This window comes from Agromyces allii (genome assembly GCF_009749385.1).
GTDB lineage: Bacteria > Actinomycetota > Actinomycetes > Actinomycetales > Microbacteriaceae > Agromyces > Agromyces allii.
Window position 1 is genome coordinate 15,863 of the sequence record NZ_WBIN01000022.1, and the last position, 13,424, is coordinate 29,286.

A 13,424-nucleotide genomic window follows, 5' to 3' on the forward strand; every position below is an offset into this window, starting at 1 on the left:
GCGACCGTGCACCGCGGCGCGATAGCCTGTCATGGGCGTTTCCGTGGCACAGGAGGGGGCGAGATGACCCTGCAACTGCGCTACGTCGCCGGAGTGAGTCCGGCCAGGTGGCTGCGAGCCTGGAACGAGCGTCGACCCGACCTCGCGCTCGAGGCCCATCGCGTCGACGAATCCGCGCAGCTCGGCGGTCTCCGCGAGGGCGAGACCGACCTCGCCTTCGTGCGCCTGCCGGTCGAGACCGAGGGCCTGCACGCGATCCCGTTGTGGGAGGAGCAGGCCGTCGTCGTGCTCCCGAAGGACCACGCCTACGCCGATGCCGAGTCGCTGACCCTCGCCGACCTCGCCGACGAGCCGGTCGCCCCGGTGCAGGACGACGCGGCGATGACGATCGAGCTCGTGGCGGCGGGCACCGGCTTCGCGCTCATGCCTCACGGCGTCGCACGTCTCCACGCGCGCAAGGACGTCGTCGCGATTCCGGTGACGGATGCCGCGCCGACGCGCATCGCGCTCGTCTGGACCCTCGAGCGCGACGACGCCGACATCCAGGAGTTCGTGGGCGTCGTCCGCGGACGCAAGGCGCAGAGCTCGCGCGGACAGGCCGACGACGAGCCCGCCCTCTCGCCGGCGAAGGCGGCCAAGAAGGCCGCAGCCGAACGTCGGGCCGCCGAGGCGGCGAAGAAGGGCAAGGGCGCGAAGTCCGGTGGCAAGGGCGGCAAGACCGCCCGCCCCGCGCCGCGCACGGGCGCCGGCGCGAAGCAGCGCAGCAAGCGGAGGGGCCGATGAGCGAACCCCGGCCGTTCCTGTTCCTCTCGGCGCGGCCCGAGGTCGAGGCCGTCGGGCCCGAGTACGAGTCGATCCGCCGCGCCATGGCGGTCGACGCCGACCGGCTCGAGCACGTCAGGCTCGACGTCGAGTCGCTGCCGTCCACGAATCTCGCCGACTACGCCGGCGTGGTCGTCGGCGGCAGTCCGTTCAACGTCACCACGCCCGAGGAGCACAAGCACCCCGTGCAGCGACGCGTCGAGGACGACCTCGCGCGCGTCGCAGAGTCCGCGCTCGACGGCGGGCATCCGCTGCTGTTCACCTGCTACGGCATCGGCGTGCTCACGCGACTGCTCGGCGGGGAGGTCGGCACGCAGCACGGCGAAGACGCCGCCGCCGTCTCGATCACGCTCACCGAGGCCGGCACCGCAGATCCGCTGACCGGGGTGCTCCCCCGCAGCTTCGACGCGCTCGTCGGCCACAAGGAGGCCACCGAGCGCCTCCCCGAGGGCGCCGTGCTGCTCGCCTCATCGGCCGCCTGCCCCGTGCAGGTCTACCGCGCCGGAGCACGGGTCTACGCGACCCAGTTCCACCCCGAGGTCACCGCGCACGACTTCGTCGCGCGCGCCAACGTGTACCGCCACCATGGCTACTTCCCGGCGAGCGAACTGCGCGCCGTGAGCGAGCGGCTGGCCGCGGCATCCGTCACCGAACCGCAGCGACTGCTGCGACGCTTCGCGGAGTTCTCCGGCGTCGACGACTGACGGCCGTCCGGCGGCCGTCGGGCGCGCGCCGAAGCACGGCGACCGACGCGGCATCCGACGCCCCGAACACGACGACGGCCGCACGGCGTCCCGTGCGACCGTCGATTCGTGCGGTGACGCTACTTCGAACTGAACGCCGCATCGAACGCGGCGTCGGACGGCACGTACGACGCGAGCCGCCGCACGAACCCGAGCGCCTCGGGCGCGCCGACGAGGCGGTCCATGCCGGCGTCCTCCCACTCGACCGAGGTCGGACCCTCGTAGCCGATCGCGTTCAGCATGCGGAACGCGTTCTCCCAGGGCACGTCGCCGTGGCCGGTCGAGATGAAGTCCCACCCGCGACGCGGATCGGCCCACGGCAGGTGCGACGACAGTCGACCGTTGCGGCCGTTGTCGAGGCGCTTCTTCGTGTCCTTGCAGTGCACGTGGTAGATGCGGTCCTTGAAGTCCCACAGGAACCCGACGGGGTCGATGTCCTGCCAGACCATGTGGCTCGGGTCCCAGTTGAGCCCGAAGGCCTCGCGGTGCCCGATGGCCTCGAGGGTGCGCACGGTCGTCCAGTAGTCGTACGCGATCTCGGACGGGTGCACCTCGTGCGCGAACCGCACGCCGACCTCGTCGAACACGTCGAGGATCGGGTTCCAGCGCGCGGCGAAGTCGTCGTACCCGGCGTCGACCATCTCGGCCGTCGCGGGCGGGAACATCGCCACGTACTTCCAGATCGACGAGCCCGTGAAGCCGGTCACGGTCTTCACGCCGAGCTTCGCGGCCATGCGCGCCGTGAGCTTCAGCTCCTCGGCCGCGCGCTGCCGCACGCCCTCGGGATCGCCGTCGCCCCAGATGCGGTCGTTCAGGATGTCTCGGTGCCGCTGGTCGATCGGATCGTCGCAGACCGCCTGCCCGCCCAGGTGGTTCGAGATCGTGAAGACCTTCAGGCCGTTGCGCTCGAGGATGTCGAGCCGGCCCTGGACGTAGGCCGCGTCATCCCATCTCGAGACGTCGAGGTGGTCGCCCCAACAGGCGATCTCCAGCCCGTCGTACCCCCACTCGCCGGCGAGCCTCGCCACCTCCTCGAACGGCAGGTCGGCCCACTGGCCGGTGAACAACGTGATCGGTCGCGCCATCGCGATTGCCTTTCGTGTCGTGTTTCGTCGTGTCGTGAGACGTGCCGCGAGCTCAGCCCTCGGCGGCGACCCACACGCCGTCGGCCGCCGAGCTCTGCTCGACCGCGTCGAGCACGCGCTGCACGTGCAGGCCGTCGTCGAACGACGGCTCGGGCCGCTCGCCCCCGGCGATGGCGACGACGAGGTCGCGCACCTGGTGCGAGAAGCCGTGCTCGTACCCGAGCATATGACCGGTCGGCCACCAGGAGCCCACGTACGGATGCCCCGCCTCGGTGACGAGGATGCGACGGAAGCCCAGTTCGGTCTCGGGCTGCGTCGCGTCGTAGAACTCGAGTTCGTTCAACCGCTCGAGGTCGAATGCGAGGGCCCCCTTCGACCCGGAGACCTCGATGCGGAGGGCGTTCTTGCGCCCGGTGCGGAATCGGGTCGCCTCGAACGAGGCGAGTGCGCCCGACGAGAGACGGCCCGTGAACAGCGCGAGGTCGTCGACCGTGACGGCCCCTCGCTCCGTCGATGCGGTGCCGCTGAGCCCCGAGCCGTGCTCGAGCAGCGGCCGCTCGGCGACGATGGTCTCGATGATGCCGGACACGCGTTCGACGCGCTGCCCGGTGATGAACTCGGTCAGGTCGATCGCGTGGGCTCCGATGTCGCCGAGCGCCCCCGAGCCGGCGAGATCCTTCTTCATGCGCCAGGTGAGCGGCGCGTCGGCGTCCATCAGCCAGTCCTGCAGGTACTCGGCGCGGACCTGGCGGATGTCGCCGAGCCGGCCGTCGGCGATCAGCTGCCGTGCGTGCACGACCGCCGGGACACGCCGATAGGTGAAGCCCACCATCGAGGCGACGCCGCGCTCGGCGGCGCGGGCCGCGACCTCGGACATGGCCTTCGCCTCGACCACCGTGTTGGCGAGCGGCTTCTCGCACAGGACGTGCTTGCCGGCCTCGAGGGCCGCGATCGCGATCGCGGCGTGGGTGTCACCGGGGGTGACGATGTCGACCAGGTCGATGTCGTCACGGGCGATCACCTCGCGCCAGTCGGTCGCGGACTCGGCCCAGCCCCACCGCTCGGCCGCCGCGGCGGTCGATCCGGCGTCTCGGCCGACGACGACCTGCATCGCGGGTGCGAGCGGGAGGTCGAAGAACCGCGGGGCGACCCGCCAGCCCTGGGAGTGCGCGGCGCCCATGAAGCCGTGGCCGATCATGGCGACGCGAAGTTCCTGTGTCAACGGGATGCTCCTCTCAGGAGATGGAACGGGGCGCCCGGCCGCTCGGCCGGGCGCCCCGAGAGTCCTCAGGACTCGAAGGCGAGATCGATGAACTGGTCGACGTTGTCCTTGGTGACCACCGGTGCATCGAGCACGATGCGGGTGGGCACGCTGGGCGTGATCAGGTCGCTCATGGTCTTGCCCTGCGCGATGAGGCGCGCGAGCGCCACACCGTCGGCGGCCTGCGTCGACGGGTAGATGACCGTGGCCTTCAGCACGCTGTCGTCGGCCTGGATGGCCTCCATCGCGTTCTTCGAGCCGGCTCCGCCGACCATGAAGAACTCGTCGCGGCCGGCCGAGTTGATGGCGGCCAGCACGCCGACGCCCTGGTCGTCGTCGTGGTTCCACAGTGCGTCGATCTGGGGGTTGGCCGAGAGCAGCTGCGAGGCGGCAGCCTCACCGCCGGCGACCGTGAAGTCGGCGGCCACGCGGGCCGTCACCTCGAGGCCGCAGTCGGCGAGCGCGTCGGCGAAGCCCTGCGAGCGGTCCTGCGTCAGCGGCAGCGAGTCGATGCCGGCGATCTCCGCGACGACGGCGTCTTCGTTGCCGTCGAGCTGCTCGCAGATGTAGGTGCCCGCCGAGACGCCCATGCCGTAGTTGTCGCCGAGCACCGTGGTGCGTGCGGCGAACGGGCTCGAGAACTCGCGGTCGACGTTGATGACCGGGATGCCGGCCTCCATCGCCTTGATCGCGACCTCGGTCAGTGCCGCACCGTCGGTCGGAAGCAGGACGATCGCGTCGACGCCCTCGTTGATGAAGGTCTCGACGGCGGCGATCTGCGCGTTGGCGTCGTTCGTGCCCTCCGCGACCTTCAGTTCGACGTCGTTGAAGCTCGAGGCGGCCGCCTGGGCGCCGGAGTTGATGGCGCCGAGCCAGCCGTGGTCTGCGGCCGGGCCCGAGAAGCCGATGACGACGGTGTCGCCGCTGGCGGCGTTCTCGTCGCTCGACGTGCCCTGGTCGACGACGTCCTCGGTCTCGCCGCTGCTCGTGCAGCCTGCGAGCAGGCCTGCGGCTGCCAGAAGCGCGGTCCCCGTGAGGATGGTGCGCATCCGCGCTTTCCGAAGTGAGCGCATTTCGTTTCCTCCTTGAATGTGATGCAACTCTGAACGGCGCAAGTCCGACCCGAGCTGGTGCAACATCGCAGGGGTCCACGCCGACTGGGATCACCGTAGCAGAAGTGGAACGCAAAGTTGCAACTTTTGTTTTTGGCGCGGCATAAGTGGCGAATCGCCCATGATCTGCGCCGGAACGCGGCACTGCGGCCCGTTCCATCCGTCTGCATGAGAACTTCGGACCGCTCGTTTGGGGGTCGCGTGCCGCCGGGTGACCGTGTTATGTTCGCCCCGTGATCAAAGTTGACCATTCATCGTCATTACTCACCGTCCGGGGGGTGACCAAGTCGTTCGCCGGCGTTCGCGCCTTGAAAGGCGTCGACCTCGACATCCTCCCCGGTGAGGTGCACTGCATCCTCGGCCAGAACGGCGCCGGCAAGTCGACGCTCATCAAAATGCTCGCGGGCGTCCACCGTCCGGACGACGGCGAGATCGCCTGGCTCGGCGAGCCCGTCGAGATCCACGACCCCCAGGCCGCGATCGACCTCGGCATCGCCACGATGTACCAGGAGCTCGACGTCGTCGACGGCCTCACCGTCGCCGAGAACGTCTTCCTCGGACACGAACTCGCCCGCGGCGGATTCAGCCGTCGGAGCGAGGCCGCCAAGCGCACGCGCGAACTGCTCGCACGCCTCGGCCACGCGCGCCTCTCGCCGCACACCGAGGTCGGGTCGCTGAGCGCGGCCAACAAGCAGATCGTGAGCATGGCGCGCGCGCTCTCGCACGACATCAAGCTCATCATCATGGACGAGCCGAGCGCCGTGCTCGACTCCGAAGAGGTCAAGAACCTCTTCCACGTCGTCAACGAGCTCACCTCGGAAGGCATCGCGGTGGTGTACATCACGCACCGCCTCGAGGAGATCCGCCAGATCGGCGACCGCATCACGGTGCTGAAGGACGGCCGAAGCATGGCGAACGGCCTCTCGGTCGCCGAGACGCCGACGGCCGACCTGATCCGGCTCATGACCGGGCGCACGGTCGAGAACGTCTTCCCGCCCGCGACGCCGATCGCCGCCGATGCGCCCACCGTGCTCGACGTCGACGGGCTCGGACTCACCGGCGCGTTCGAGGACGTCTCGTTCTCGGTGCGCGCGGGCGAGGTCGTCGGCCTCGCCGGGCTCGTCGGCTCCGGCCGCTCCGAGATCCTCGAGACGATCTACGGCGCGCGCCGCGCGACCGCCGGCACCGTCTCCGTCGCCGGCACGACGCTCCGACGCGGCTCGGTCGTCGCCGCAGTGGCCGCCGGCGTCGGCCTCTCTCCCGAAGAGCGCAAGAGCCAGGGCCTCGTGCTCGACGAACCCATCTACGTCAACGTCACGCTCGCGTCGATGGCCCGCTTCGCGAAGGGAGGCTTCCTCGACGAGCGCTCGGCGCGTTCCGTGGCTCGTGAGCAGATCGAGGCGCTCGAACTCCGCCCGGCCGACCCCGACCGCGCCGCCGTCACCCTCTCCGGCGGCAACCAGCAGAAGATCCTCCTCGCCCGCTGGCTCGTGCACGGCACCCGCGTGCTCCTCCTCGACGAACCCACCCGAGGCGTCGACGTCGGCGCCCGCACCGAGATCTACGCCCTCATCCGACGCCTCGCCGCCGAAGGCAACGCCATCGTCGTCGTCTCCAGCGAGATCGAAGAGGTCCTCGGCCTCGCCGACACCGTGCTCGTCGTCGCCGACGGCCGCATCCTGACCACCGTTCCCGCAACAGAGATCGACGAGCACGGCGTGCTCGACCTCGTCATGAAAGGAGCTGCCGCGTGAGCGAGCAGATCACGCCCGGCAGCGAAGTCGCCGCCGAGCCGAACCCCACCACGTCCGCGACGACCGTCGAAGCGCCCGTGTCCCCCGTGCGTCGGCTCCTGTCGGGTTCTGCCGGCCGCAACCTCGGGCTCGTGCTCGCGCTGGTCCTCATCGTCGTGGTCGGTGCGATCACCGCGCCCGACACCTTCACCACGACGAGCAACATGCTGACGATCCTGCGCCAGGCCTCGATCATCGGCGTCATCAGCGTCGGCATGACCTTCGTCATCATCGCGGGTGGCATCGATCTCTCGGTCGGATCCGTCATGGGCCTCGCCTCGATCGCCGCCACGCTCGCCGTGACGCAGGACCTGGCCGAGAACTTCCACTGGATCGTCATGGTGGTCTTCGCGCTTGCCACCGGCCTCGCCGCCGGCCTAATCAACGGCATCGTGATCGCCTACGGCAACGTCGTGGCCTTCATGGCGACCCTCGCCATGCTCGTCGCCGCGCGCGGCCTCGCCGAGATCCTCGCCGAGCGCCGCACCCTCACGATCGGCTCGCGCGACTTCATCAACTTCTTCAACGAGGACTTCCTCGGCGTCGACATCCTGATCTGGATCTTCGCGCTCGTCGCGGTCGGCGGGTGGGTCCTCCTCAACCGCACCACGTTCGGTCGTCGCACGGTCGCCATCGGCGGCAACCGCGAGGCCTCCCGCCTCGCCGGCATCAACGTCAAGCGGCACACCGTGTGGCTGTACGCCCTCGCCGGCCTGACCGCCGGCATCGCCGCCGTCATGATCCTCGGCCGCACCACGGCCGGCACCTCGACGCACGGCCAGCTCTACGAGCTCGACGCGATCGCCGCGGTCGTCGTCGGTGGCACCCTGCTCGTCGGCGGCCGCGGCACGATCACCGGCACCGTGCTCGGCGTGCTCATCTTCGCGACGCTGACGAACGTGTTCGTGCAGAACAACCTCTCGTCGTCGGTGCAGGCCGTCGCCAAGGGCGTCATCATCATCGTCGCGGTGCTACTGCAGCAGCGCTTCGCCAAGCAGGGCGGCCGGTCGAGTTCCTGAGTCCTTCCCCGACATCTGACCACTGCCGCCCCCAGTTCCGGGGGCGGCAGTGCAGAAGTTGAACGTACTCCGATGTAAGTAGTGGTATACCGAGAGCGTGACACGAATGACGACCGATTCTCCGCAGACCGTCACCGGCGTGAGCCAGCTCTTCCAGCTGCTCCGTGACGGTGTGCCCCGTACCCGCGCCGAGCTGGCGAAATCGACGGGCCTCGCCCGATCGACCATCGCCGCCCGAGTCGACGAACTCATGCGCATGGGACTCATCACCCCGGTCGCCGACGCCGTCTCCACCGGCGGCAGGCCGCCCTCGCAGTTCGCCCTGAACCCCGCCGCCAAGGTCGTCGTGGCCGCCGACATCGGCGCCTCCCACGGCACCGTCGCGATCACCGACCTCACCGGCAGCGTGCTCGCCGAGCACAGCGAACCGATCGACGTCGCGCTCGGCCCCGAGCCCGTGCTCACGTGGCTCGTCGAGAGCGCCGCGATGCTGCTCGAGCGCACCGATCGCGACCGCTCGCACGTCGCCGCCGTCGGCATCGGCGTGCCCGGCCCCGTGGAGCACTCGACCGGTCAGCCCGTGAACCCGCCGATCATGCCCGGCTGGGACCGCTTCGACATCCCGGGCTGGGTGCAGCAGCACCTGCCCGTTCCCGTGCTCGTCGACAACGACGTGAACATCATGGCCCTCGGCGAGCGCTCGGTCGCCTGGCCCAACGTGCAGCACCTCATGTTCGTCAAGATCGCCACCGGCGTCGGCGCGGGCCTCATCTCGGGCGGAGCGCTCCAGCGCGGCGCCCAGGGCATCGCGGGCGACATCGGCCACGTGCAGATCGCGCGCGGCGCCAACGTGCCCTGCCAGTGCGGCAACCGCGGCTGCATCGAGGCGCTCGCCTCGGGCCCCGCGATCGCCCGCGCGCTCCGCGAGCAGGGCGTCGAGGCGCAGACCGGCAGCGACGTCGTCGACCTCGTCAAGCGCGGCAACATCGACGCGATCCTCGCCGTGCGCCAGGCCGGCCGCGACCTCGGCGAGGTCCTGACCGCCTGCGTGAGCCTCATCAACCCCTCCGTCATCGCGATCGGCGGCGGCATGGCCCGCGTCGGCGAGCACCTCATCGCCGGCGTCCGCGAGGTCGTCTACACGCGATCCACGCCGCTCGCCACCGAGAACCTGTCGATCGTGCAGTCGCAGGCCGCCGACAAGGCCGCCATCATCGGCGCGAGCATGCTGGCCGTCGAGCACGCGCTCTCGCCCGAGTCGCTCAGCGCGGGCTTCATCCGCGCCTGACGCGGGCGATACCGGGTCCGGTCATCCGGATGCGGTTCGTCGCGCCCGGAACGGCCCGCCCGGGCGCGCTCGGCCCAAATCGGGCGGCTGAGTCGCGCTCCGCCCAGCCCGGCCCGCCTGCCGCCTGCTGCCGTCCTCAGACGGCCCCAAGGCTCGTCCGGGCGTCCGGCTCGTCAGCGGACCGTGTCCGGCCCCACACGGCCCCCAGCCCGTCTGGGCGTCCGGCTCCTCGCTGGGCCGCATCCGGCCGCCGCTGGGCCTGCCGAGCGGCATGCGCCGACCGATGTTCGACGTCGACACCCGACGCCGACTTCGCGACCGCACGAGCGGCACGAGCGGCACGAGCGGCACGAGCGGCACGAGCGGCATTCGAACGTCGAAAGCCCGCTACGCCGCCACGCCGGAACGCCCGGACCCGCATCGCGGGTCCGGGCGTTCCTCGTTGCTCGTGCCTCAGGTGGCACGCCGACGGCGCAGGGTGTCCCTCCTCGCGCCGCCGGCGGTCTGTGCGGTCAGCCGGTGACGACCCGCTCGCGCGCGGGATCGTCGTCGCTGCCGGTCATGGGCGGCTCCGACGGGTCGCCGGACGCATCCGCACCGTCGTCGGCGACAGGAGCGCCTTCGGCCGCCCCTGCTCCGTCGGACGCGGCTCCGCCGGTCTCGGCGTCACGCGCGGCGAGGGCCGCGGCCACGGCCGCGGCGATGTCCTTCGCCCTGGCCTTCTTCGCCCGGCGTCGGGCCAGCAGCCACCACGTCACGATGCCGGCGACGAGCAGTACGAACGCGAGCGACGTCCACGGCACGGCCCAGCCCGTCGCGGAGGCCGAGACGCCGGCCACCGCGGGCGGCGCCTCCGTGTCGCCGGGACGCGCGACCGCCTCGGCCCCGGCCGCGACCTGCGCCGTGACGAGGCCGAGCGGTGCGACGCCGGCGACCTGCACCGTGTGCTCCATCGAGCTGCCGGGCAGGAGCTCCGAGAGGTCGGCGCCGCGGACCGTGACGGGCGCGAGCCCGAACGGACCGGAGATCGTCACGATGGCATCGGGGTCCAGGCGGGTGTTGCCGGTGTTCGTGAGCGTGAAGGTCACGCTGCCGTCGCCGGGTGCGAACGGCACCGGCGTGCCGGTGTAGGCGACCGAGACATCCGTCACCGCGAGCGACGGCACGAGGTCGCCGAGCACGCGCAGGTGGATGCGGGAGCCGAGCCTGCGTTCGGTGACGACGCCCTCGGCGTCGACGCTCATCGAGGCGACGAGGCCCGCGGCGTAGTCGCCGGGCGGGGCGTCGTCGGGAACGGCGACCTCGAACGGGATCTCGACGGTCTCGCCGCTCGCGAGCGAGATGTTCGGCGAGCCGACGGCGACCCAGCTGCCGAGCTCCTCGGACTCCTCGCCCTTCGGGAGGATGTCGAGCGAGCCGTCGGCGGTCAGGAAGCCGTCCGCGGCGTACACGTCGAGCTCGATGCCCGTGGTGCTGCGGTTGGTCACGAGGATGGCGTCGGAGACCGACTGCCCGGGGAGCGCCTCGTACGCGAAGTTGGGGCGACCGGTGCCCTGCAGCGTGTCCGCGGGGCGGACGCTCCAGGAGACGGTCGTGTCGGCGGGCTGGTTCTCCTCGGCGCGCGCGGCGCCGACGCCGGCGACGGCACCGAGCCAGGTCGAGAGGGCGATCGCGAAGACGATCGCGACCGCGAGGAGGAGGCGCGGGACCTCTGGTCGGAGCCGTGCCCGCCGGGCGCGGCTCGAGCGTGCGACATGCCGCCCATGGCGGGCGCCGGCGGCGGAGATCTGGGAGGGGGCGGCCTGGGACATGGGCGCGGACTCGCTTTCGTGTGGTTCGAGGAAAAGGGGTGTCCGGGCCCCGGCGAACCGGGGCCCGGACGGGGTGATCAGCTGAGCGCGGTCAGCGTGATCGTCGCGGTGTAGGTGCCCCGCGGGGTCTCGAGCGGGAGCTTCAGCTCGAGGTCGGCGCCGACGACGGACGCGCTGCGCGCGTGACCGTCGGGAGCGCTGGCGAGGGTGCGGGCGGTCGAGAGGCCGTCGCCACCGACGAACCCGGACTGCACCGCGGCACCTGCGACGGCGCCGCCTGCGGCATCCGTCACCTCAGGCGTCCAGCCGAGGTACTTGCTCGACACGGGGTCGCCACCGGCCGAGAAGTTCGACACCTGCGCGGTGAGCGACCACTCGGGGTTGCCTGCGCGCGTGTCCTGCACCCGGATCGGGACGATGCCGCCGTCGGCGGCGAAGTGGTCGAGCTGCTCCTCGGCCACACCGAGGTCGACGAGCGCCGACGTGCCCTCGAGCGACCAGATCAGCTCGCCCGGCGCCTGCGCCGGAACCGTGACCGCGATCGCCTGGTCGCCGTTCGCGGGGACGCCGGCCGGCGTGCCCGTGAAGTCGCCGACGACCTCGCCTGCCGCCACGCCCGAACCGAACGCGGCCGCCGGGGTGTTGCCCGACAGCTCGATCGTGCCGTGCGCGGTGGTGGCGGCGACACGGAGGTTCGCCGTGTTGTCGCTCAGCACGAGGTCGCCGCCGATCGTGTTGCCGAACGCATCGGGCGCGCCATCGGCATCCGCACCGATGAGCACGTCACGAGAGCTGCCGCTCACGGTGACGTTGCCCTGGACGATGGCACCGGCGATCGAGACGCCCCAGGCGGAGCCATCGATCGAGACGTCGCCGACGACCGACGTGCGCACGAGGTCGACGTAGTTGGCCTCCTGCGTCGTGAGCGAGCCGCCGATCGTGGTGTCGGTCACCTCGACGTCGACGCCGCCGGCGGCGACGGAGCCGCCGACCTGGAGGTCGTTGAGGTAGAGGAATCCGACCTCGGAGTCGGCCGAGTAGACGCTGATGTCACCGGCGACGCTCGTGCCGTCGAGCAGCACGCCGTACGCGTCGGTGGCGATGACGTCGCCCTCGACGACGACGGACGTCGCGTCGATCCAGCCGCCGGGTTCGACGATGATGTCGCCCTGCACGGTCGCTCCGCCGGCGACGCAGTCGACGTCGGCGCCGACGACGAGGTTGCCTGCGACGACCTGGTCGGCGATGTCGCCGGCGCAGGACAGGTCGGCCGCGTATGCCGGGACGGCGACGAAGCTTCCGCCGGCGACCAGCAATGCGATGGCCGAGACCTTGAATGTGGTTCTCATGTGGGTATGTCTCCTTTCGGGTTCGTGGGTCAGCCGCGCAGGGCGGCGATCTTGTCGTAGCTGCGGTCGGCGTTGCCGAGCGAGTTCACCGGGTTGCCGCCTGCGGCGGTCGAACCGGCGTTGTCCTGCTCGTACATGCCGTAGCGCTGGCCGCGGTTGCGCTGCAGCTCCGAGAGGATCTGCGCGTAGGGGATGTCGCCGGCACCGAACTCGATGATGTCGTAGCCGTTCGCGCTGGCACCGTTGAGCTTGCCGTCCTTGAGGTGCACGAGCGGGAACCGGCGCGGGTCGCGCTTGAGCCACTCGACCGGCTCGAAGCCGGGGTACTTGTGCCGCCCGACGTACGCCCAGTAGATGTCCATCTCGAACGCCACCAGGTCGGGGTCGAACTCGTCCCACATCACGTCGTACGGACGACGCGTGGTCGGGCTGCCGTCGGCGTTCGTCGTCCAGTTCCACTCGCCGTCGTGGGTGTGCGTGTACAGCTTCACGCCGGCGGCCTTGGCCTTCTCGCCCATCGTGTTCCAGGTCTGCGAGGCGGCCACCCATGCCGCATCCGAACGACCGGACGCGATTGCTCCGCCCTGGCCGAGGAACTGCATGCCCAGGGTGTTCGCGATCGCGAGCTGCGCGTCGATGTTGCTCGGGTTGAGCGTGGTGTGCGACCCGACGGCGCGGAGGCCGTTGTCGTCGAGCAGCTGCCGGATCTCGGCGGGCGTGATCGCGCCCGCACCGCCCTGCGTGTACCCGGCGAACTCGACCTCGGAGTAGCCGATCGCGCTGAGCTCCTCGAACAGGCGGCGGAAGCCGATCGAGCCCGCGCCGCTGAGCTTGTCGCGGACCGTGAACAGCTGGATGCCGATGCGGTTGACCGGCACGAGGCGCGCGCCGCCGCTGGCGGTCGGGAGCGCGGCGGGCAGTGCTGCGGGTGCAGCGAGTGCGGACGCCGCGGTCGGGGCGGCGAATGCGCCCAGGCCGACGGCGACGGATGATGCGGCCAGGGCCTGCAGCAGGTTCCGGCGGCTCATCGGCTTGGCCGACACCGTCGGGTGGCCGTGAGTGTGGTGACTCATCTCTCTCCTTCGAGGTGAGACCGAACCGGGTGCCGGGTCGGTCGGGGGGTGTGGGGGGCCCGCGGGGG

Annotated in this window: 11 protein-coding genes; 5 read left to right on the forward strand and 6 right to left on the reverse strand. The window is 71.0% G+C overall.

What is annotated here, in order from left to right; all coding sequences use genetic code 11:
• The first annotated feature begins 63 nt into the window (after positions 1-63).
• On the forward strand, positions 64-783 hold the full coding sequence (locus GQR16_RS19485; RefSeq protein WP_170298582.1) for a LysR family substrate-binding domain-containing protein: 720 nt from the start codon (positions 64-66) through the stop codon (positions 781-783).
• The gene (locus GQR16_RS19490; protein ID WP_157416832.1) at positions 780-1,526 is read left to right on the forward strand and encodes a glutamine amidotransferase; all 747 of its coding nucleotides are present in this window, start codon (positions 780-782) and stop codon (positions 1,524-1,526) included. Before GQR16_RS19485 ends, GQR16_RS19490 begins: the two co-directional genes overlap by 4 nt.
• Before the next feature lie 119 nt (positions 1,527-1,645).
• Here the strand turns inward: GQR16_RS19490 and GQR16_RS19495 are convergent, their stop codons facing one another.
• The 3 genes from GQR16_RS19495 to GQR16_RS19505 form a co-directional block, all read right to left on the reverse strand.
• Positions 1,646-2,650 carry a sugar phosphate isomerase/epimerase family protein gene (locus tag GQR16_RS19495; RefSeq protein ID WP_157416833.1) on the reverse strand — a complete coding sequence of 335 codons (1,005 nt, stop codon included), beginning with the start codon at positions 2,648-2,650 and terminating at the stop codon, positions 1,646-1,648.
• 52 nt (positions 2,651-2,702) lie between these two features.
• Positions 2,703-3,848, reverse strand: a complete 1,146-nt coding sequence (locus tag GQR16_RS19500; RefSeq protein WP_157416844.1) for a Gfo/Idh/MocA family protein — start codon at positions 3,846-3,848, stop codon at positions 2,703-2,705.
• An 89-nt stretch (positions 3,849-3,937) separates the two neighbouring features.
• Positions 3,938-4,984 (reverse strand): substrate-binding domain-containing protein, encoded by a 1,047-nt coding sequence (locus GQR16_RS19505; RefSeq protein ID WP_157416834.1) that lies wholly within the window; start codon positions 4,982-4,984, stop codon positions 3,938-3,940.
• A gap of 317 nt (positions 4,985-5,301) precedes the next feature.
• Between GQR16_RS19505 and GQR16_RS19510 the strand changes: the two genes are divergently transcribed.
• From GQR16_RS19510 to GQR16_RS19520, 3 genes are all read left to right on the forward strand, one after another.
• Positions 5,302-6,777, forward strand: a complete 1,476-nt coding sequence (locus tag GQR16_RS19510; RefSeq protein ID WP_157416835.1) for a sugar ABC transporter ATP-binding protein — start codon at positions 5,302-5,304, stop codon at positions 6,775-6,777.
• The gene (locus GQR16_RS19515; RefSeq protein WP_157416836.1) at positions 6,774-7,835 is read left to right on the forward strand and encodes an ABC transporter permease; all 1,062 of its coding nucleotides are present in this window, start codon (positions 6,774-6,776) and stop codon (positions 7,833-7,835) included. The genes GQR16_RS19510 and GQR16_RS19515 overlap by 4 nt, the downstream gene beginning before the upstream one ends.
• 106 nt (positions 7,836-7,941) lie before the next feature.
• The gene (locus tag GQR16_RS19520) at positions 7,942-9,123 is read left to right on the forward strand and encodes an ROK family transcriptional regulator (protein WP_157416837.1); all 1,182 of its coding nucleotides are present in this window, start codon (positions 7,942-7,944) and stop codon (positions 9,121-9,123) included.
• Positions 9,124-9,635: 512 nt separating this feature from the next.
• Here GQR16_RS19520 and GQR16_RS19525 read toward each other — a convergent pair.
• The 3 genes from GQR16_RS19525 to GQR16_RS19535 form a co-directional block, all read right to left on the reverse strand.
• The gene (locus GQR16_RS19525; protein ID WP_157416838.1) at positions 9,636-10,934 is read right to left on the reverse strand and encodes a COG1361 family protein; all 1,299 of its coding nucleotides are present in this window, start codon (positions 10,932-10,934) and stop codon (positions 9,636-9,638) included.
• Between the two features lie 77 nt (positions 10,935-11,011).
• Complete coding sequence (locus GQR16_RS19530; protein WP_157416839.1) at positions 11,012-12,283, reverse strand: hypothetical protein; 1,272 nt, start codon at positions 12,281-12,283, stop codon at positions 11,012-11,014.
• Between the two features lie 29 nt (positions 12,284-12,312).
• A complete protein-coding gene (locus GQR16_RS19535; RefSeq protein ID WP_246200952.1) occupies positions 12,313-13,356 on the reverse strand; it encodes a sugar phosphate isomerase/epimerase family protein in 1,044 nt (347 codons plus the stop codon).
• Positions 13,357-13,424 lie beyond the last annotated feature (68 nt).